The organism is Streptomyces sp. NPDC001108, assembly GCF_053598535.1.
Genome location: NZ_JBSFKL010000017.1, coordinates 1 through 20686 on the forward strand (window position 1 = coordinate 1; position 20686 = coordinate 20686).

The 20686-nt window shown below is 74.0% G+C and carries 18 protein-coding genes and 1 pseudogene; 13 read left to right on the plus strand and 6 right to left on the minus strand.

Features of this window, described 5'->3' with window-relative positions; translation table 11 throughout:
* A pseudogene (locus ACWC97_RS28775) lies at positions 1-1688 on the minus strand (hypothetical protein); the annotation flags it as partial.
* A 338-nt stretch (positions 1689-2026) separates the two neighbouring features.
* On the opposite strand from ACWC97_RS28775, the gene ACWC97_RS28780 reads away from it, so the two are divergent.
* The 13 genes from ACWC97_RS28780 to ACWC97_RS28840 all read left to right on the plus strand — a co-directional run bounded on the left by ACWC97_RS28780 (position 2027) and on the right by ACWC97_RS28840 (position 14305).
* Entirely contained in the window at positions 2027-3589 is a 1563-nt protein-coding gene (locus ACWC97_RS28780; RefSeq protein WP_450652415.1) for a phage tail sheath family protein, read from the plus strand.
* 121 nt (positions 3590-3710) lie between these two features.
* Entirely contained in the window at positions 3711-4154 is a 444-nt protein-coding gene (locus ACWC97_RS28785; RefSeq protein WP_352279727.1) for a phage tail protein, read from the plus strand.
* Positions 4154-4615, plus strand: a complete 462-nt coding sequence (locus tag ACWC97_RS28790) for a hypothetical protein (protein WP_450652418.1) — start codon at positions 4154-4156, stop codon at positions 4613-4615. The genes ACWC97_RS28785 and ACWC97_RS28790 overlap by 1 nt, the downstream gene beginning before the upstream one ends.
* Positions 4612-4755 (plus strand): DUF6760 family protein, encoded by a 144-nt coding sequence (locus ACWC97_RS28795; protein WP_352279731.1) that lies wholly within the window; start codon positions 4612-4614, stop codon positions 4753-4755. Before ACWC97_RS28790 ends, ACWC97_RS28795 begins: the two co-directional genes overlap by 4 nt.
* 37 nt (positions 4756-4792) lie before the next feature.
* Positions 4793-6556 carry a hypothetical protein gene (locus ACWC97_RS28800; protein WP_450652420.1) on the plus strand — a complete coding sequence of 588 codons (1764 nt, stop codon included), beginning with the start codon at positions 4793-4795 and terminating at the stop codon, positions 6554-6556.
* A gap of 47 nt (positions 6557-6603) precedes the next feature.
* A complete protein-coding gene (locus ACWC97_RS28805; RefSeq protein ID WP_352279735.1) occupies positions 6604-7041 on the plus strand; it encodes a phage tail protein in 438 nt (145 codons plus the stop codon).
* A 5-nt stretch (positions 7042-7046) separates the two neighbouring features.
* On the plus strand, positions 7047-7856 hold the full coding sequence (locus ACWC97_RS28810; RefSeq protein ID WP_450652421.1) for a CIS tube protein: 810 nt from the start codon (positions 7047-7049) through the stop codon (positions 7854-7856).
* Positions 7856-9883, plus strand: coding sequence for a VgrG-related protein (locus ACWC97_RS28815; protein ID WP_352279739.1), 2028 nt, complete (start codon positions 7856-7858; stop codon positions 9881-9883). Before ACWC97_RS28810 ends, ACWC97_RS28815 begins: the two co-directional genes overlap by 1 nt.
* 50 nt (positions 9884-9933) lie before the next feature.
* Positions 9934-10221 carry a PAAR domain-containing protein gene (locus ACWC97_RS28820; protein ID WP_450652423.1) on the plus strand — a complete coding sequence of 96 codons (288 nt, stop codon included), beginning with the start codon at positions 9934-9936 and terminating at the stop codon, positions 10219-10221.
* 7 nt (positions 10222-10228) lie between these two features.
* Positions 10229-10690, plus strand: a complete 462-nt coding sequence (locus ACWC97_RS28825) for a GPW/gp25 family protein (RefSeq protein WP_352279743.1) — start codon at positions 10229-10231, stop codon at positions 10688-10690.
* Positions 10687-12645: a putative baseplate assembly protein gene (locus tag ACWC97_RS28830; protein WP_450652425.1), complete on the plus strand. Its 1959-nt coding sequence runs from the start codon at positions 10687-10689 to the stop codon at positions 12643-12645. The genes ACWC97_RS28825 and ACWC97_RS28830 overlap by 4 nt, the downstream gene beginning before the upstream one ends.
* Positions 12646-12650: 5 nt before the next feature.
* Positions 12651-13184 carry a phage tail protein gene (locus ACWC97_RS28835; RefSeq protein WP_385216784.1) on the plus strand — a complete coding sequence of 178 codons (534 nt, stop codon included), beginning with the start codon at positions 12651-12653 and terminating at the stop codon, positions 13182-13184.
* Positions 13185-13774: 590 nt separating this feature from the next.
* Positions 13775-14305, plus strand: a complete 531-nt coding sequence (locus tag ACWC97_RS28840; RefSeq protein WP_450652427.1) for a discoidin domain-containing protein — start codon at positions 13775-13777, stop codon at positions 14303-14305.
* A gap of 34 nt (positions 14306-14339) precedes the next feature.
* Here the strand turns inward: ACWC97_RS28840 and ACWC97_RS28845 are convergent, their stop codons facing one another.
* The 5 genes from ACWC97_RS28845 to ACWC97_RS28865 form a co-directional block, all read right to left on the minus strand.
* On the minus strand, positions 14340-15686 hold the full coding sequence (locus ACWC97_RS28845) for a type III PLP-dependent enzyme domain-containing protein (protein ID WP_352279751.1): 1347 nt from the start codon (positions 15684-15686) through the stop codon (positions 14340-14342).
* A 131-nt stretch (positions 15687-15817) separates the two neighbouring features.
* The gene (locus ACWC97_RS28850; protein WP_450652429.1) at positions 15818-17554 is read right to left on the minus strand and encodes a PucR family transcriptional regulator; all 1737 of its coding nucleotides are present in this window, start codon (positions 17552-17554) and stop codon (positions 15818-15820) included.
* A 70-nt stretch (positions 17555-17624) separates the two neighbouring features.
* Positions 17625-18863, minus strand: coding sequence for a cytochrome P450 (locus ACWC97_RS28855; protein WP_352279753.1), 1239 nt, complete (start codon positions 18861-18863; stop codon positions 17625-17627).
* Positions 18864-18940: 77 nt separating this feature from the next.
* Positions 18941-20335, minus strand: coding sequence for an NAD(P)/FAD-dependent oxidoreductase (locus ACWC97_RS28860; RefSeq protein ID WP_352279755.1), 1395 nt, complete (start codon positions 20333-20335; stop codon positions 18941-18943).
* A complete protein-coding gene (locus ACWC97_RS28865; protein ID WP_450652432.1) occupies positions 20325-20561 on the minus strand; it encodes a ferredoxin in 237 nt (78 codons plus the stop codon). Before ACWC97_RS28865 ends, ACWC97_RS28860 begins: the two co-directional genes overlap by 11 nt.
* Between the last annotated feature and the right edge of the window lie 125 nt (positions 20562-20686).

A 20686-nucleotide genomic window follows, 5' to 3' on the forward strand; every position in this document is an offset into this window, starting at 1 on the left:
CCGACGGCTTTGACGAGGTTGCCGAGGAACCCGATGGGGTCCTTGATGATTTTCATGATCGCGGAGGCGGCCTTGGCGAGGATGCCGAGGAGGAGGTTCTTGAGTTCGTTGATCGTTTTGATCGCGCCGACGATCGCGTCCTTCGCCTTGTCGACGAGGCCCTTGTTGGCTTCCTGGAGTTTCTTGATCTCCTCGTCGACCTTGTTGAGTGCGGCGGTGTATTTCTGGGCGAGGTCCTGGACGAGCTGTTCGGATTTTTCGTTGACGGTGGTTTCGAGGTCGTCGAACTTCCCGGCGAAGTCCTTCGCGGCGTCCTGGCCGAACTCGCGGAGGTCGGCGGGGAGTCTGTCGGCCTCGGCTTTGAGGTCGGCGCGGCCCTTCGCGATGCGGGCTTTCGCGCGGCCGAGTTCGGTGCCGATGATGTCGGCGACCGTCGCGATGACGGTCTGCATCTTGGTGACGTAGAGCTTGCGGGCTTCCTGGAAGAGGTTGTTGGCCTCTTTCGGCATGCCCAGCAGTTTGTCCTTGGCCCATTTCGCGCCGCCGAACATGCCTGAGTAGCGTTTGTCCTTGTAGGCCTTCATGCGGCGTTTGTGGTCGGCGGTGAAGGCGTCCCGGGCGGTCTTCTCCCCCTGGGTGAAGGCGGTGTCGACCTTTTTGTCGAGGCCGGACAGGGTTTCCTCGACGTCCTTCCTGGTGGTGTCGTAGACCTTCTGGAGTTTCGCGGTGGCCTCGGCCCGGCGTTTCTCGTCGCGGGTCTTGGTGTCGTTCTTGCCGCCGTCGACGTGTTTCCCGGCGGAGGCGCGGGTGGCGGTGAGGGCGGTCAGCGCCCTGGTCCCGGACGCGGCCGCACCGGCCTTGGCGGCGTCGAGTTGCTGGGTTTCGGCGGCCCGGCCTTTGGCGGGGGCTTTGGCGGAGTCGGTCTCGGCGGTCTTCTTCGCCGACAGGGCCTGGTCGAAGGCGGGTTCGTTGCCCTTGGCGAGCTGGTCCTCGGTGACCTCGGCGTCCGCCATGGCCTGGTCGTTGGCGGCGGGGCCCTGGGAGAAGTCGGTGACGGCGGGGGGCTGTCTGGCGGGGACGGCATCGGCGGCCGGGGGCGCGCCGGGGTTGGGGGGTGGTTGGTCGGGGGAGATCGGGGTGACGGGTTTGTCCTTGGCCGCGGCGGTGTCGGGCGGGGCCTTGGTTGCGGTGTCGATGTCCTTGGCGGAGGCGGTCTTCCCGTCGGTGACCTTGCCGTCGACCTCGTCCTTGATCTTGTCGGCCTTGCCGGACGTGGAGAACTTGTCGGCGTCGTCGAGGTTCTTCGGGGCCTGGGCGTCGATGGCCTTGTTCACGGCGTCGATGAAGGCCTGTTTGTTGAACTCGCCGGGTTTCGCGGCGTTCATCTTTTCCGTGTTGGCGGCCTTGCCCTGGGCTTCCTTGTCGTCGGGGGGTGCGACGGCGGCGTCCTGGGCGGACTTCGACTCGGTGGTGGCGGGGGCGTGGGCGGCCAGGCGGATCTTCTTCGCCGCGATGTCGGCCTTCACCTTCCGGAACCCGGGGGCCTGCGCGGGGGAGGGCTTGACCGGTGGGGTGTAGCGCTGGGCGACCAGCCGGGACACCGCACGGTTGCCCGCCGCACGCTGGAGATGATGCAGGCGTTGCAGGCCCGGGGTGCCGGCGACCTCCGGTGCGGGAGAACGTGACACATCGAGGCCGGGCGTCACATCTTTCTGCCGGGGGGCACCACCACCCCGACCAGACCCCGACCCCGACCCGGAACCCGAGGGGGCCTTGTCCGGAGTCTCCTTCATCCGTCCCCCCGCTACGAGTTCGCCCGCTCGCCGGTTCCAGGGTGTGTGGGGCGACCACCCCGTACGCAGCGCACGCGGACCGGGTTCGAGGGCATCGCCCGGCGGCACGGTCGGCGTGCGGGCGTTGCCTGATCGGGCAGTGGCCGGTGCACGGGAGGGCGGCCGAGCGTCCGTTCCCGGTGATCGACGGTCTCGCGAGAATTGCGGGCGTTCCCGGCCAAGGAGAGACTCATATGCCGTCGTACCTGTCCCCGGGCGTCTACGTCGAAGAGATCGAGTCCGGATCCCGGCCGATCGAAGGGGTGGGCACCTCGGTCGCCGCCTTCGTCGGCTTCGCCCAGAAGGGCCCGTTCGACGAGCCGACGCTGATCACCAACTGGAGCCAGTTCGCCGGCACGTTCGGTGACTTCGTCGACGGCACGTATCTGGCGTCGGCCGTGTACGGGTTCTTCGCCAACGGCGGCGGTGTCTGCTACGTCGTCCGGATCGACGACGGCTCCGAGCCCCCGGCGGACATGGACGGGGACGGGGACGGCGGGCGGGAAGCCGGGCGGCTGCCCGCGGGGTCCGAGACGCAGCTCGGCCCGTACGCGGTGAAGCCCCGCCCCGGCGTGACCGGTCAGGTCACCGTCGAGGTAGCCGAGGTGGAGGCGGAGGACCCGCCCTCGGACGTCTTCCAGCTGATCGTGCGGCGGGACGGGCAGGTCGCGGAGACGTACCCCAGCGTCACCACCAAGCGCAGCAAGGACAACATCGCCACCCGGGTGAACGCCACGTCCGAACTGATCGAGGTGCGCGAGACCGTGCGCGGCGCGGCCCCGGCCAAACCCGAGCCACAGAGCGTCACCCTCGCCCCCGCCGTGCCCGCACCGGACGGCACCGGGACGCTGACGCCCGAGCTGTACGTCGGCGACCCCGACCGCCGGACCGGGATCGGCGGGCTGGAAGCGGTCGAGGAGATCACCACCGTCGCCGCACCGGACCTGATGAGCGCGTACCAGCGCGGGCTGCTGGACCTGGAATCGGTGATCGCCGTGCAGCAGGGGATCATCACCCACTGCGAGCTGATGGGCGACCGGGTCGCCGTCCTCGACGCGCCGCCGGGGCTCAGCCCGCAGCAGATCCTCGCCTGGCGCACCGGGAGCGCCAACTTCGACTCGAAGTACGCCACGCTCTACTACCCCTGGATACGGGTCGCGGACACCGCGTCGGGGCGGTCCCGGCTCGTGCCGCCGAGCGGGCACGTCGCCGGGGTCTGGGCGCGGAACGACGAGTCGCGCGGGGTGCACAAGGCGCCCGCCAACGAGGTCGTACGCGGGGCGGTCGCCCTCCAGACCCAGCTGACCAAGGGCGAGCACGACCTGCTCAACCCGGTCGGGGTGAACTGCATCCGTTCCTTCCCCGGGCGCGGCATCCGGGTCTGGGGCGCCCGCACCCTGGCCTCCGACCCGGCCTGGCGGTACCTCAACGTGCGGCGCCTCTTCAACTACCTGGAGGAGTCGATCCTCACCGGTACCCAGTGGGTCGTCTTCGAACCGAACGACGACGCGCTGTGGGCCCGTATCCGGCGCACGGTCTCCGCGTTCCTGGTCAACGAGTGGCGCAAGGGGGCGCTGTTCGGGCTCACCCCGGAAGAGGCGTTCTTCGTCAAGTGCGACCGGGAGACCAACCCCCCGGAGAGCATCGATGCCGGGCAGGTCATCTGTGAGATCGGGGTGGCACCGGTCCGGCCGGCCGAGTTCGTCGTCTTCCGGCTCTCCCAGCTGACCGGCGGCACCGGCGGGGTCGACGAGTAGGACCGGCGGGGGCGAACGAGTCCGACCGGCAGGGCGAACGCGTCGGACCAGCGGGGCGAACGAGCAGCACGTACCAGCGGAATGAGCGGTCAGAGCGGCAAGAGCGGTAAAGGAGCCTGTTGTGCCACTTCCCGATCTCGACAGCACCGTCGGGGCCTCGTTCGGCCTCGAATTCGACAGCGTCGTCATCAAACAGATCACCGAGGTCAGCGGTCTGAAGATGGAACAGGACGTCATCGAGCTGAAGCAGAACACCGCAGACGGCCGCTACGCCATCAAGAAGCTCCCCGGCAGGCCGAAGGCCGGTGAGGTGACCGTGACCCGTGGGCTCACCGAGGACAGCAGCTTCGAACGGTGGATCAAGGACTCCCGGTTCGGGCGGATGACCACGGCCCGGCGCAACGGGGCGGTCATCGTGTACGACCACGAGGGCATCGCCATCAAGCGCTACAAGCTCATCAACGCCTGGCCGAAGTCGCTGGAGATCGGCACGCTCAAGGCCGGTGACACCTCGGTGCTCACGGAGAAGCTCTCGATCACCTACGAGAGCATGGAACTCGACTGATGCGACGCACGGCTCCGGCGGAGGAGCGGGAACGGCGGGACGGTCACGCCGGGCATGCCGGGCACACCGGCGGGTCCGGCCGGAGGGAGCCACTGCGCACCGAGTTCACCTTCGAGCTGCCGCGCGGCTACGTCGACGAGGCGGGCGTCGTGCACCACACGGGTGTCATGCGGCTGGCGACCGCGCGGGACGAACTCGTGCCGTTGCGGGACGACCGGGTCCGGGAGAACTCGGCGTACCTGTCCGTCGTGCTGATCTCCCGGGTGGTCACCCGGATCGGCACGATCGACGACATCCACCCCGGCATCATCGAGGACCTCTTCGCCTCCGACCTGGCCTTTCTCCAGGACTTCTACCGCCGGATCAACGCCGAGGGCCACACCCGTGCCGCCGTGACCTGTCCGGCCTGCAAGGAGGAGTTCGCGGTGAATCTCGCCGGTGGCCGCCTGGGGGAATCGTGACGTACGCGGCCGACCTGCTCTACGAGGAGGTCGCGTACCTCGCCTACCACTTCCACTGGCCGCTCGACGACCTGCTGGACCTGGAACATCCGGAACGACTGAGGTTCGTCGCACAGATCGCCCGCCTCAACGGGCAGTAGCGGACGGCGCGGTGAGCGGGAAGGGGCGGGAAGAACCATGGGCCTGATGTCCTGGCTGCGCGGCGGCGGGCGTACGGCGGAGAGCGGGCCGAGCGGGCCGGGCGGTCCGCAGGCACCGGACTTCGCGCGGCGTGAGCGTGTCGACCTCGCCGAACTGCCTCCCATACAAAGGACATTGGGCGCCCAGGAGCTGACGATCGACCCGGTCGGGTTCCAGGGGGCGCTCTCCACCCGGCAGGACACCTCGCTCGGCACCCCGCTCGGGCACCTGGTCAGCCCGGAAGCGCCGACCGGTCTGGTGCACGGGATCACCGCACCGGCCGGTCCCGAGCCCCCGGCCGCCTCCGGCCCGGGGGCGGTGCAGCGGGCCGCGGAAGGCGTGGTGGAGCTGCCCCGGCGGGGTGGTGGGCCGCCCCTGGCGGTGTCCGTGCAGCGGGTGGTGGCGAGCGGCGCGCCTGCGATGACCTCGGCCGGAGGCGCGGCGGAGGCGGAAGCCCCGGTACGTCGACTGGTGGGCGAGCAGCCGCCGGTGGCGGTGGTGGCACCCGAGCCGGTGGCTGGCCAGGGGCCGGTGGTGCCGACGGCGGCGGACGTGCCCGTGCAGCTTGCGGTGGGGCCGGGGACCGGGGCGACCCGGCGGGCACCCGGGCTCGGCGCGCCGATGGCCGGGCTGCCGCCGACGGCCCAACGGCTCCCCGCCGGGGCGGCTCCGGACGGGGCGGACGGGCCCGTACCGGTCGCTCCGGGCGGGGGCGGCGGGGAGCCCCGGCCGGTATCGCCGCCCGACGCCACCGCACCGGCGCCCGCGTCCTCGCCCGACGCACCTACCGCTCCGCTGCTCGGCGACTCGCCGCTGCTGCCCGCCTCCGCTCCGGAGCCGGCCCCGGACCCCGGCGATTCCGGCCCCGACGGCCTCGGCCCCGCCCCCGGCAACGTCGACACCGGCCCCGGCCCCGTACCGGCGGTGCAGCGGTTCCCCGGCGTGCCGCAGCGGCCCCTGGCACCGCCCCCCGCCTCCGACCCGGTCGCGCCCCTGCTCGCCGACCGGCCGCTGGAACCCCGGAACGGGCCGGACGCGGGCCCCGCCGCCGTGCAGCGTTCCGCCGTGGACGGGGTGGTTCCGGCACCGCCCGCCGGGGTGGGGCCGTCGCCCGCCGTACCGGACGCGGCGGACGCCGTACCGGTGCGCTGGGCGGACGCCGGGCCGGGGGCGCCGTCCCTGGCCACGGTGACCCCGTCGTCGTCCTCTGTACCGGCGGCGCTGCAACGTACCGCCGCGGCCCCGCACCCCGGCCCGCCGGGAGCGCCGCCGCCCCGCGCCCCGCTCCCGTCCCTGCAACGCCGGGCGGCCGGGGGGCCACCGGTGCCGCGTTCCGTGCAGCGGGCCGCCGGGCCCACCGCTCCGGCGTTCACCACGGCGGGCGCGGCCGCCCTCGCGGCCGGGGTGGCGCAGCGCGCGGCGGACGGCAGCGTCGTCTTCGGGCCGCCGCCGCCGGCGTACGCCACCCCCGTCGTCCAGCGCGAGACGGTGACCGAGGAACCGCCCCCACCGGACCCGCCGGCCCCGGACCCGCCCCAGGACCCCGTACCGGAGTCGGAACCCGAACCCGGGCCCGGTCCGGAAGCGGCACCGGGCACCGCCGGGGCCCACCCCGCCCCGGCCGGCACCGGGCCCGGCGGGGCCCCCGTCGTCACCGACGAACTCGTACGGGCCCTGTACCCGCCGCTCAGCCGGCTCTTCAAGGCCGATCTGCGGCTGGAACGCGAACGAGCGGGATTCCTCATCAACACCCGGCACTGATCAACACCCGGCACTGACACAGCACAGGAAGACGAGAGGTACGTGCCATGGCCACCGCCCAGGACAGCGATCCCGCCGTCAGCGTCTGCTTCGTCGTCACGATCGACGACATCGAGCTCGGGTCGTTCAACACATGCGACGGGCTGGGCTGCGAAGTGGTGCTCGAAACCCGGGAGGAGGGCGGGAACAACGGGCATCTGTGGCAGTTGCCGACCCGCCTGAAGTACCCGAACGTCAAGCTGTCCCGGCCGCTGACCAAGGAGACCGAGAAGGTGGCGCGCTGGTTCGCCACCATGACGACCGGGTTCAGCCGGAAGACCGCGCACATCGAGGCGCGGACCGTGGACGGGACGAAGGTGGCCCAGTGGGGGCTGCTGGAGGTCGTCCCGGTCCGCTGGACCGGCCCCTCGTTCACCCCCGAGTCGCCCAAGGTCGCGATGGAGACGATCGAGATCGCCCACCACGGCTATGTGATGGAGGGCTGAGCGTCGTGAGCGGTGCGGGTCCCATCGCCTTCAGCGCCGCCGGTACGTCCGGGGTCTCGGCCGCGACGGCCGGAAGGGGCGGCTCGGCCAGGCCCAAGCTGGAGCACGCCTACCTGGAGCTGCGGACCCCGCCGACCGGCGGCGGACTCACCCCCGGCGGCCCGTGCGGGCGGATCGACTTCCAGTTCAACCCCAAGGAACTCAGCCTCACCAAGGCGGCCTCCTGGAAACGGAGTACGGCCAAGGGCGCCAAGAGCTCCGGCCCGCCCGAGTATCAGGGCTCGCAGCCCAGCAAGCTCACCGTGGAGATGTTCTTCGACGCCAGCGACACCCAGGACACCCGGGTGGTCACCGCCGTGGAACAGCTCTTCGCCTGCTGCGTTCCGACGAACGAGACCCGCCAGCAGCAGCGTTCCTCACCGCCGTGGGTGGTCTTCCACTGGGGCGGGCTGACCGGGTTCCCCGGCTATGTGAGCCAGGTGCAGGCGAAGTACACCCTGTTCACCACGGCGGGCGTGCCGATCCGGGCCGTCTGCCAGGTGACGATGGAAGAGATCAGCGGCGACACCCCGGGCCAGAACCCGACCTCCGGCGCGCTGGCCGCCCGCCGGGTGCACCGGCTGGACGCGGGGGACTCGCTGCCCTCGCTCGCGCAGCGCGAGTACGGCGACCCGGCGGCCTGGCGGGTGATCGCCGAGGCGAACGGGATCGACGACCCGCTGCGGCTCGCCCCGGGACGGCAGCTGCTGCTCCCCGCGCTCGACGAGCTGAACCGGCTGGAGGAGAACAGGGGCCGGGACGGGGGGCGGGCCTGATGGCCGCGCGGCCGGGCGTCGCGACGGCGCTGGTGGTGGAGTTCGGCGGCGGGCCGCTGCCCGCAAAGTTCGTGAACACGCTGGTCGAGGGGTATGTCGACGACAGCCGGACGCTCCCCGACCTGTTCCTGCTGCGGTTCCGCGACCCGGACCGGGTGCTGCTGGAGCAGGCCGGACTGAAGATCGGCACCGAGGCCCGGCTGCTGGCCCGCGCGGGCGGCGACTCGACGCCGAAGCCGCTGCTCAAGGGGGTCGTCACCGCGCTGGAGGTGGAGCTGGACGAGACCGGCACCTTCACCGTCGTCCGCGGGCTCGACGAGTCGCACCGGCTGTTCCGGGGGCGCCGGGTGGCCAGCTACCAGAACATGACGCTCGCCGACATCTGCGCCCAGGTCGCCCAGCGGGCCGGGCTGAAACCGGGCACGGTCGACGTGGCCGGGCCGGTGCTGGAACACATCGCCCAGCCCAACGTCACCGACTGGGAGTTCGTCCGGGGACTGGCCGAGGAGGCCGGCGCCCAGGCGTACGTACGCGACGGGCAGTTGCACGTCACCCGGCCCGCCGAGGCGAGCGGGGCCCCGGACGGCTCGGCGCGGGCGGACCGCAACCCGCTCGTCCTGGAGATGGGCAGCAACCTGCTGCGCTGCCGGGCCGGGGTCTCCTCCGCCGAGCAGGTCTCCGAGGTGGAGGTGCGCGGCTGGGACGTGAAGACCAAGCAGCCGCTGGTCGGGCGGGCCCCGGCCGGGAAGTCGGCCACGCTGGAGCTGGGGGTGAGCGCCGCCGAGGTGTCCGCCCCGTTCGGCGAGGCCCGGTTCGTGGTCACCGACGCGGCGTACGGGGCGCAGGACCAGGTGGACCAGGCGGCGAAGGCGCTCGCCGAGCGGATCGCCGGGTCGTTCGCCGAGCTGGAGGCCGTGATCCGGGGCAACCCGGAGGTACGGGCCGGGAGCGCGGTGGCGCTCAACGCGGTCGGGGCGCCGTTCGAGGGCCGGTACACGGTCACGTCCTCGCGGCACGTCTTCGACCCGGTGCGCGGCTACGAGACCTGGCTGACGGTCTCCGGGCAGCAGGAGCGGTCCCTGTTCGGGCTGACCGGCGGCGGGCCCGGCGCGGGCGGCACCGGCACCGGGCCCGGCGGCGGCTCGCGGTGCGCGGGGCTGGTCAGCGGGACCGTCACGGACACCCAGGACCCGGAGGGCTCGGGGCGGGTCAAGGTGCGGTTCCCCTGGCTCTCCGACGAGTACGCGAGCGACTGGGCGCGTACGGCGCAGTCGGGCGGGACGGGCGGCGGCGACGCGTTCATCCCCGAGGTCGGCGACGAGGTGCTGGTGGGCTTCGAGCACGGGCACCTGGACCGGCCGTACGTCCTGGCCGGGCTCTACAACGGGAAGGACCGGCCGTCCCCGGGCAGCGGGGGCGGCGGAACGGGCGGAAGCGGGGGGACGGGCGGGAGCGGCGGCGGGATCGTTGGCGCGGCGACCGCGGCCGCCACCGGCGCACCGGCCCCCTCCGACACACCCGGAGCCGCCCCCTCCGCCTCCCCTTCCCAGGAGGCCCCCGGCGGCCCGCTCGTCGACCCGACCAGCGGCGCCGTCAACCGGCGTGCCGTCGCCACCAAGAGCGGCAACCAGCTGGAGATCCTCGACGACGCCAACGGACCGCAGGGCGTCCGGCTGCTCACCGGTGACGGGAAGCTGAAGATCGACCTGGACCGCAAGGGCACCGTCATCCGCGTGCACAGCGACGGCAGCGTGACGATCGAGGCCAAGCAGCAGGTCTCCATCAGGGCGGACCGGGGCGTCTCGCTCGACGGCGGACAGGGCGCCCTCGAACTGAGCGGCGAGAGCGTCACGTTGAAGTCGCGCGGCGGAGTGAGCGTCGACGGCGGCAACGGCGAGGTCACCCTCTCCACCGGCTCCACGGTCGAGGTGCGCGGCGCCGAGGTCACCGTCGACGGCTCCCGGCGCACCGACCTCAGGAGCGGCGCCTCGCTCTCCGTCAACGCCCCGATGGTGAAGATCAACTGACGTGCCGTGCCCACCGGTGACCGGTGACCGAATCGAGAGGAACGGACCCCATGCCAGCAGCCGCGGCCGCCCGGGTCGGCGACCCCACCGGACACCCCGGCACGGTCGGGCCCCCCGGCATCCCGACCGTGCTGATCGGCGGGCTCCCCGCCGCCACGGTCGGCACCCCGCACCTGTGCTCGTTCCCGCCGCCCGCGGTGCACGCCCCGTCCGCGATCGTTCCGCCCGGCTCCACGACGGTGCTGATCGGCGGCTTCCCGGCGGCCCGGGTCGGTGACCGGGCGGCCTGCGGCGCACCGATCGTCTCCGGCTGCCCGACCGTACTGATCGGAGGCTGACCGGCCCATGGGACAGGAATTCATCGGTGCGGGCTGGGCCTTCCCACCGCGCACCGACGCCACCGGCTCCATCGCCCTGGTGCGCGGCGAGCACGAGCTGGAGGAGTCGATCCGGCTGATCCTCGCCACCTCGCCGGGCGAACGGCCGATGCGCCCGGAGTTCGGCTGCGCCGTCAACGACTACGTGTTCGCCCCGGCCGACGCGGGCACCGCCGGGCAACTCGCCTACGAGGTACGGCTCGCGCTCGACCGGTGGGAGCCGCGCATCGAGGTCACCGAGGTCGTCGTCCGGTTCGACGAGGCCGACGAAGGGGTCCTCTACATCGACATCGGCTACACCGTCCGGGGCGCCAACGACCCCCGGAACCTGGTCTTCCCGTTCTATGTGATCCCGCAGCACGAGGACCCCGCGATCCCCGGGCACGAGAACCGCGCGACCCCGCGGCACAAGGAGGTGGACGGCGCGTGACGCTGCCCAGCCCGTATCTGGACGACCGCCGCTTCCAGGGCCTGGTCGACGAGGCGAAACGGCTCGTCCAGCAGCGCTGCCCCGAGTGGACCGACCACAACGTGTCGGACCCCGGGGTGACCCTCATCGAAGCCTTCGCGACCATGGTCGACCAACTGGTCTACCGGGTGAACCGGGTCCCGGAGAAGAGCTATCTGACCTTCCTCGACCTGATCGGCGTCCGCCTCCACCCGCCCACCGCCGCCCGCACCGACGTGACGTTCCGGCTCTCCGCGCCCCGGCCCGAACCGGTACGGGTCCGGGCCGGCACGGAGGTCGCGACCGTACGCACGGAGACCGAGGAGGCCGTGGTCTTCACGACCGCCGGTGAACTCTCCATCGTGCCCTGCGACTACGCACATCTGGCGACCTGGCCGACGTCCGGCGAGGCCGCCGACCGCACCGAGGAGCTGACCCTCGGCCGGCCCGTCCCCTGCTTCGGCACCACCCCCGCACCCGGCGACGCCCTCTACATCGGGCTCTCCGCCGCCGTGCCCGCCGGGGTCGTCGTGCTGCGGCTGGACTGCTCGGTCGAGGGCGTCGGCGTCGACCCGCTGCGCCCGCCGCTGGTCTGGGAGGCGTGGGACGGCACCGCCTGGGCGGCCTGCGAGACCGAGAAGGACGACACCGGCGGCTTCAACCGGTCCGGCGAGCTGATCCTGCACCTGCCGCAGGGCCATGCCCCCGCCGTCGTGGTGCGCCGCACCGGCGGCTGGCTCCGCTGCCGCCTGGTCGAGGCGGTGCCGGGGCAGCCCACCTACATGGCGTCCCCGGTGGTCCGCCGGATCACCGCGTTCACCATCGGGGCGACCGTCGGGGCGGTGCACGCCGAGACCGTGACCGACGAGGTGCTCGGCCCCGCCGAGGGTGTACCCGGGCAGAGCTTCACGGTGGCCCGGCCGCCGGTGGTGCCCGGCGAGTTCGTCGTCGAGGTGACCGATCCGGCGGGCGGGGCACGGCCCACGGAGTGGACCCGGGTCGACGACTTCGCGCACTCCGGCCCCGAGGACCGGCACATCACGCTGGACCCCAACTCCGGCCGGGTCGAGTTCGGCCCCGCCGTACGGGAACGGGACGGCTCGATCCGCTACTACGGCATGGTGCCGCCCAAGGGCGCCACCGTGCGGGTCCGCTCGTACCGCACCGGCGGCGGCCTGCGCGGCAACGTGGCCCGCTCCACCCTGCGGGTGCTGCGCAGCGCCATCCCGTACGTGGCCCGGGTGGAGAACCGCCGCCCCGCGCTCGGCGGGGTCGACGGCGAGACGGTGGAGAGGGCCCGGGTCCGCGGGCCGATGACGCTGCGCACCCTGCACCGGGCGGTCGTCCCGCACGACTACGAACTCCTCGCCCGCGAGGTGGCGCCCGACGCGGCCCGGGTCCAGTGCATCGCGGCCGGCCAGGACGCGGACGTCGACGCCGGCGGGGTGCGGCTGCTGGTCGTGCCGTCCGGGCGCAGCGACGAGCAGGGCCGGATCGAGTTCGGTGAACTGGTCCCGCCTGAGCACACCCTCGCGCTGATCGCGGGCCATCTGGAGGAGCGGCGGCCGATCGGCGCCCGGCTGGTGGTCGAGCGGCCCTTCTACCAGGGGGTCACCGTGGTCGCCTCGGTGCAGGCCCGGCGCGGTGCGGTGGCCGAGCGGGTGCGGGAGGAGGCGCTGACCGCGCTGTACAGCTACTTCAACCCGCTGAGCGGCGGGCCGGGCGGCGACGGCTGGCCCTTCGGCCGGCCCGTCCAGTCGGGCGAGGCGTTCGCCGTGCTGCAACAGGTGCCGGGCGTGGACCTGGTGGAGGACGTACGCCTCTTCCCCGCCGACCCGGTCAACGGACAGCGCGGCGAACCCGCCACCAAGATCGCCCTGGACCGGCACGCGCTGGTCTTCAGCTACGAGCACCAGCTCCGGGTACGGGAGGCCTGACCGCCATGCGCACAGCCGTGACCGGGCTGCCGACCCCGCACCCGCTGATCGAACAGCTCCCCGCGGTCTACCTGGAGCAGGACTTCCTGCGCAGGTTCCTGGAGGCGCTCGACGACGTACTCGCCCCGGTGCTGCTCTCCATCGACAACCTGCCCGCCCATCTCGACCCGCGCAGCGCGCCCGAGGACTTCCTGGCCTGGCTGGCGCAGTGGGTGGCCGCCGACACCCGTGCCGACCACCCGGTGGAGCGGCGGCGGGCGACGGTGCGGGGCGCGGTGGAGCGGCACAGCAGACGGGGTACCCGGCGCGGGCTCGCCGAGGCGGTGCTGCTGGAGACCGGCGTCGAGCCGGAGATCGTGGAGAGCGGCGGCACGGCGTGGTCGACGACGCCGCACACCCGGTTCCCGGGCGCCCCGCGCCCGTGGGTCACGGTCCGGGTCCGGCCCAGCGGGCCGTACCAGGTCGACCGGGTGCGGCTGGAGGAGCTGATCCGTACGGAGATACCCGCCCATGTGGGCTTCGACCTGGAGCTCCTGTGAGGTGCGGGACGTGTGGCCGGAACAATCCGCCGGGGACGCAGTTCTGCACCTCGTGCCGGGCGTTCCTGGAGTGGGAGGAACCGCCGTCGAGCGGTACGCCGACGCCGCCCGCCGTGGCCCCGACGCCTCCTTCCCCGAGCCCGCGACCTCAGCCGTCCCCTGAACCCGAGCCCCAGCCGTCCCCTCGACCTCAACCATCCCCTCAGCCACAACCACAGCCGCCACCCCGTAGCACCCCGGCCACCCCGGCCACGCCCCCCACAACCGCCGCTCCCCGACGCCCCGGTGACGATCCGGCCACCCCGGTCCCGGGCCCCGAGGCGCTGCCCGTCGCGCCGGACCGGCCCGCCCCCGCGGACCCGGGTCCGGCCCCCGCCCCGCCCGTGCCCTGCCCCGGCTGCCGCACCGGGAACACGCCTGACCGCACCCGGTGCGTCCACTGCGGGCTGCTCCTGGACCCGGGACCGCCGCCCGAGGTCCGCCCGCCCTGGTGGCGCAGGCTCCTGCGGCGGTGGCCGCGTCAGGCGCCCGTCGCGGGCACCCGGCCCCGGCGGCGTTTGTGGCGCCGTCCCGGGCTGACGCTCCCGATCGTGCTGGTCGTGCTCGCGGCCGGGGTCTGGTTCGCGCTGCCGCACATACCGGGCTGGCTCGGCCTCGCCAAGGACGAGACCGGGAGCCTGGAAGCCGTGCCGCCCACCCGGTTCCGGGCCTCCAGCCGGGCCGCCGGGCACCCGGCGGGGGCGGCGTTCGACGGCTTCACCAACCGCTACTGGGCGCCCGCCGAGGACGGCCCCGACAGCGGCAGGGGCCAGTACCTGGAGTGCGACTTCGAACAGCCGGTACGGGTGCTGAAGCTGGTGGTGTTCCCGGGCGTCTCGGCGAAGATGGACGAGTTCCTCACCCAGGGCCGCCCGGCCCGGATCACCGTCCGGCTCACCTCCGCCGACGGCACCAGCGTCGACAAGGAGTTGCGGATCAAGGACCAGCCGGGCCAGCAGACCTTCGACCTGCGCGGATCGGAGATCGTCCGGGCCCGGCTCACCACCGCGACCACGTACGGAGCGGGCCCCGGCCGCCGACTCGCCGTCGCCGAGGTCGAGTTCTTCGGCCGCAGGCCCTGAGAGCCGTAGGCGACGGGCGAACGCACGGGGGCGCTCACTCCGAACGGCGCAGCGCCACCAGGTTCTCCGCGTGCGCGAGGCCGCTCTCCTCGACGACCTCGCGCACGCTCTGCGCCGCCCGCACCAGCGCGAAGCGCGGCCGCCCGTCGGCCCCGGTCCGGTAGCCGTGGACGGCGGGCCGGGGCAGCGAGTTGTACGAGAAGTGCGAGGAGAAGTAGTACGCGCCGGTGTCGTACAGCGCCACCACGTCACCGGGATCCACGGCGGGCAGCTCGGCCCCGGTCGCCGTGAGGTCCCCGGCGAAGCAGCACGGCCCCGCGATGTCGACGGTCTCGGCCGGGCCCCGCTTCGGGCGGCCCGCCGGGTCGAAGACCCCCGCCCGCAGCGGCCAGGACCCGGGCATGAACACGGTACGGGTGGCGACCTGCGCCCCCGCGTGGGTGACCGCGATCCGCCGGCCGCCCGCGGACTTGGTGTACTCGACGACCGTGCCGATCGTCCCGCTCTTGGCGAGCAGGGAGCGGCCGAACTCGGTGACCAGCGTGTACCGGCCGTCGAAGAGCCCCGGGACGGCGGCGCGGAGCCCGGCGGCGTACGCGGCGTACGTGGGCCGGTCGTCCTCGTCGTCGAAGTTGACGGGCAGTCCGCCACCGATGTCGATCCCGGTGACCTGGGCGCGGCCCAGCCGGTCGTTGATCCGCTCGGCCAGCTCGTAGGTGGCCCGGATGCCCTCGGCGACGAGCGGCAGCGGGCAGCCCTGGGAGCCGACGTGGGCGTGCAGCCGGTCGAGCCAGGGGCGGCGTTCGAACGCCTCGACCACCGCGTCGGCGGCGCCCGGGTCGCGGAGCGCGACGCCGAACTTGGAGGTCGCCGTCGCCGTGCTCATCGCGCCGATGGCCCCGGCCCCCACCTGCGGGTTCACCCGGAGGCCGAGGGGGCCGGACGGCTCGCGGCCCGCGAGCAGCCGGTCCACCCGGTTCAGCTCCTGGAAGTTGTCCAGGTTGACCGCGATGCCGTGGGCGAGCGCGAACTCCAGCTCGCCGACGGTCTTCGCCGGGCTGTCGAAGACCAGCCGGTCGTACCCGAACCCGGCGGCCAGCGCCTGCTCCAGCTCACCGGGCGAGGCGACCTCGCACCCCATCCCCGCGTCCGCCAGCAGCCGCAGCACCGGCACCAGGCCGCACGCCTTGGCCGCGAAGGTGTGCAGCACCGGGGCGGGCCCCTCGAACGCCCGGTCCAGCGCGTCCACCGCGTCCAGTACCCCGTCCACGTCCAGCAGCCCCACCACGGGGGACCGCGGACCGAGCAGCCCCTCCTCGACGGCCCGCGCCAGCGCCGCCGTACGGCGCTCCGCGCGCGACGGACCCGTGTTCTCGTCCATCACCACACACCCCTTCGTCGGATCGTTCGCTTCCTCGCGTACCGACAGCTTCGGCGCGCGCGGGGCCGTACGTCTTCGACCGGCGCGACGACACCCGCCCGGTTCCTTGGGCGTACCGGACAACCGGACGATCAACGGGGGCGCGGCGGGTGCTCCGGGCGGGCCGCCAGCCGTAGCCCGACCTCCACCAGGAGGCGTACGTCGGGGTCGGCCGGATCGACGCCGAACAGCTCCCGGGCCCGACGCAGCCGGTACCGCAGGGTGTTGGGGTGCACATGGAGCCGCCGCGCGGCCGTCCCCGCGTCGCAGGAGGCGTCCAGGTACGCGGCGACCGAGGCCCCGTACGCCGAACCGTGCGCCCGGTCGTGCGCGACCATCGCGTGCACCGGCCCCGTCAGCGCCCCCCACAACGGCTCCAGCCGGTCCAGGAGCCGGAGCACCGCCGTCCCGGACGCCACCTCGTGGTGCGCGGCCGCCGCCGACACCGCCCCGCCCTCCGGCGCCCGCGCGGCCCGCTCCCGCACCACCCGCACCACCAGTTCCGCCGCCTCCCGCGAGGCGGGCAGCTCCGCCGGGCCGGACGCCACCGGCCCGGCCCCCGCGAACACCGCGCACCGGGTCACCGACCGCACCGCCGCCAGCAGCCCCCGGGCCGGGTCCGTCTCGCCGTCCCCGGCCGGGACCAGCACGTACAGCCGGTGCCCGGCCCGCGCCGTCGCACAGCCCGGCCGGTCCGCGACGGCCCGCAGCGCGAGCACGTCCAGCACCCGCTGCCCGGCCCGCGCCGCCGCTCCCTCCGCGTCCCGCGCCCCCGCCGGCTCCCTGACCTCTCCGATCCCCCTGATCCCCCCGACCTCTCCGACCTCTCCGATCTCGGCGAGGAACACCGCGTACGGCCGGTCCGCCGCGATTCCGGCCTCCGGCGCGGCCCCGACGTCCCCCCGCAGCAGCGCGCGCACCGCCGTCTCCCGCGCCCCGGCCGCGGCCCGGTCCCGGTTGTGGTGGTGGGCCAGATGCGGGACGGCGGCCCGCGCCGCGGTACGCAGGGTGGCCGCCGCGTCCTCGGCGAGCGGCCGCCCGTCGGCGGCGGCCCAGAGCGTGCCGAGCACCTCGGAGCCCTCGCGCACCGCGACGGCCAGCCGCTCGGCGTACCGGCCGTCGGCGGGCAGCCGCACCACGTCGTCGGTGCTCCACAGGGCCTGGAGGAAGCCGCTCTCGCGGAGTTCGGCGACCCGCCAGCGCGGGACCTCCTGGCCCAGGATCGTCAGCCGCCGCATCGGGTCCGGTTCGTGGTCGAGGCGCGAGTAGGCCAGCACCCGCGACTGCGGGTCCTCGACGGTGATCGCCCCGCCGACCAGGTCGGCGACCGTGTTGGCCAGCCCGGACAGGTCGCCCAGCCGCAGCCCCGCCACCGGGGAGGACGGCCCGCGCGCGCCGTCCGGGGCGCGGTGCGAGGCGAGCGCGGTGCGCAGTCGGCCGAGCACCTCCGTCCAGCCGTGCTCCGGGCGCCGGGACAGCAGCGCGGTACGGCCCCGGGCCGCCGCCGCCAGCAGTCCGGGCCCCGGTTCCCGCTCTCCGCGCCGCAGCACGACGGCGGCGGCCCCGGCCCGGTCGGCGGCGCCCAGCACGTCGGCGGCCCCGGGCGAGGCGAGCTCCACGCCGACCGCGAGGAGGACCAGCCCGGCGGCCCCCTGCCGCAGCGGCTCCTCGCCGGGGTCGTACAGGGCGACGCCGGTGACCGGTACGGCGGTGGAGCGGGGGGCGAGAACGACGTCGAGCGTCCCGGGGGCGACCAGGGCGAGGAGCTGCCCCAGCGAGGGTCCCGGACCGGTGTCGTCCCGGCCCGGCTGGTCCGTCGGCATCCGCATCCGCCCATCATCGCGGGGCGGACGCCCTGCGGACCCACGGACTTTCGGACGTCGAACCACGGGCCACGTACTACGAGCTGTGGAGCCCGTCGAAGGCGACCTCCAGATGCCGGGGCCCGCGCAGCACCGCGTTCTGCCGGTAGGGCGGCGGGTCCGCCACCAGGCGGGGCCCGTCGAGCCGGGTGGCGAGTTCGGTCAGGGCGAGCTGGGCCTCCAGCCGGGCCAGGGGCGCGCCGAAGCAGGTGTGGATGCCGCTGCCGAAGCCGAGGTGCTGGTTGTCCGTCCGGTCCGGGTCGAAGCGGTCGGGGTCGGCGAACCGTCGTGGATCGCGGTTGCCGGAGGCCAGCACCAGCCAGACACCGGCGCCCCTGGGGATGGTGGTGCCCGCGATGTCGATGTCCGCGAGGGTGGTGCGCTGCGGGAGGAGCTGGACGGGCGGTTCGAAGCGGAGCAGTTCCTCCACGATCGGCACGGCCAGCCCCGGGTCCGCGCGCAGCCGGTCCAGGACCTCGGGGTGGCGCAGCAGGGTGAGGGTGCCGTTGGTGATGAGGTTGACGGTGGTCTCGTGACCGGCGATCAGGAGCAGCGCCGCGGTGCTGAGCACCTCGGGCCGGGTCATCCGCCCGTCCGGGCCGTCCCCGGTGACCAGCGCGGACAGCATGTCGTCGCCGGGGGCGGCGGCGCGTTCGTCGAGCAGCCCGTTCAGGTAGAGCCCCAGCTCGGTGCGGGCCTGCCGGGTGGCGCGGAACCGTTCGCCGGGGTCCTGCCCGGGGTCCGGGTCGAGTCCGGCGGCGAGGGTGTCGGCCCAGGAGTGGAAGCGCGCCTCGTCCTCGCGCGGGATGCCCAGCAGCCGGCAGATCACGGTGACGGGGAACGGGTACGCGAAGTCGTCGACGACGTCGACCCGTTCCCGGCCGGCGAAGCCGTCGACGAGCCCGGCGACGACCCGGGCCAGCTCGCCCCGCATGTTGTGCACCCGCCGGGGCGTCTCGGGCGGCCCGAACGGGCGCATCGTCATCCGGCGCAGCCGGTCGTGCTCGGGCGGGTCCAGCCGCAGGAAGGCGGGCGGCAGCGGGGAGTCCTCCTGCTCCTCCAGGAGGGTGCCGGAGGCGCTGGGGGAGAGGTTGCGGGAGTCGGAGCTGAGCCGGGGGTCGTGCAGCAGGCTCTTGATCTCCCAGTAGGTGCTGACGACGAACAGGTCGTCGCTGTCCTGGAGGACCGGGGTCCGGCGCAGCTCGGCGTAGAGGGGGTACGGGTCGGCGCGGCTGCCGTAGTCGATGATCTGCCGCAGCAGCGTGCTGTTGGTCATGGTCGCGGGTCCTCGGGTCCTCGGGGGTGCTCGCAGAGTGGGCCGGCGCGGGGCCGGTGCGGCGCCGGTTCGGGTGGTCAGGCGCGGGCGGGGGTGAAGGTGATCCGCTGCTCGGTCGGCGCGTAGCCGCTGACGGTCACGGACGGCCCGTGGGTGGGCAGCGAGGGGTCCGGGAACTCGGCCGGGACCGGCCGCAGCCCTTCGAGGCGCCGGTCGACCGAGGCGTAGTCCGGCGGGAACGGGGCGGCCGAGCGGATCTGCTGCTCGTAGAAGCCCAGCCACTTCGTCTGGTCGAAGGAGACCGCGGCGATGACCCGGCCCTGATAGCCGTAGACCCCGGTGAAGCGGTGGTCGGCGAGCGAGCCCTGGGCGACGATGATCTCCTCGCCCAGCGAGGGGACCCCGACCGACTTGATGTTGACGCCGAACTGGGCGGACCAGAAGGCCGGTACCCACAGGTGCGGGCGGCGCTCGGAGCTGCCGCTGATCATGTTGTGCGCCGCGGTGGCGGCCTGCTCGACGGCGTTGCCCCAGTGCTCCAGGGAGAGGAACTGGTACCCGAAGAGGGCGTGCGGCGAGCGGGCGACGTCCCCGGCGACGAAGACGTCGTCGGTCACGATGCCCCGTACGTCGAAGGCCCGGCACCCGGCGTCGCAGGCGATGCCGCGCGGACCGGCGGCCAGCCCGGATCCGGCCAGCCACTCGGTGTTCCGGGTCGCGCCGAGCGCGATGACGGCGACGTCGATGTCCAGGGCGGTGCCGTCGGAGAGGTGGGCGCGGCGCAGCCGTCCCGCCGGGTCGCCCTCCAGACCGGTGACCATGATCCCGCAGCGCAGGTCCACCCCGTGGGCCCGCTGGAGCTCCGCCGCGACCCGGCCGACCACCCCGCCGAGCGCGCCGACCAGGGGCGCCGCCCCGCGCTCGGCGACGGTCACCGGGAGTCCGCGCTCCCGGCAGGCCGAGGCGATCTCCGAACCGGTGAAGCCCGCGCCGATGACGAGGACCCGGCGCGGCGAGGCCGCCAGCCGTCTGCGCAGCCGGGCCGCGTCGTCCCGGGTGCGCAGGACGAAGACCCCGTCCAGCTCGGCCTCGGCCCGGTGCGGCCAGGGCCGGGCCCGTACCCCGGTGGTGATCAGCAGCCGGTCGTAGGGGACCTCGTCGCCGTCGGCCAGCCGGACCCGGCGGGCCGCCAGGTCGAGGCCGGTGGCGGCGGTGCCCAGGCGCCAGTCCGCGTCGAGGCCGGGCTGCCGGGGCAGCTCGGTGTGGTCCGGCGAGGCGTGGTCCAGCAGCACCTGCTTGGAGAGCGGCGGGCGGTCGTACGGCTCGTGCGGCTCGTCACCGATCAGCGTCAGCGAACCGGTGAACCCCTCGTTCCGGAGGGCCTCCGCCGCCCGCAGCCCGGCCAGCGAGGCGCCGACGATCACGATCCGTCCCTCGCGCCTCAGCCGCTCCAGCGCCTCGTCACCGGACACCGGACGCCTCCTCGGCCTCCCGGGCCTCCCGAGCCTCCGGGTACTCCACCCGGATGGCCTGCACCGGACAGGCGGCGACGGCCCGCCGCACCTGCTCGCGCCGGGACTCCTCGGCGTACGGGTGGTAGAGCAGCGCCTCCTCGCCGTGCATGGTGAACACATCGGGAGCCAGGAAGGCGCACTGCGCGTACCCCTGGCACCGGTTGAGATCGACGACAAGCCGCATCGGCCCCGCCCTTCCGGTAGTTCCTCCGCCCAGGCTGCGAGGCGGGTCCCGGAAGCGCGACCACGGGCGGACCACTGGGGTCATCACCCGAACGAACGGGGGTGTCGGCGCGCCCGGCCGGGGGC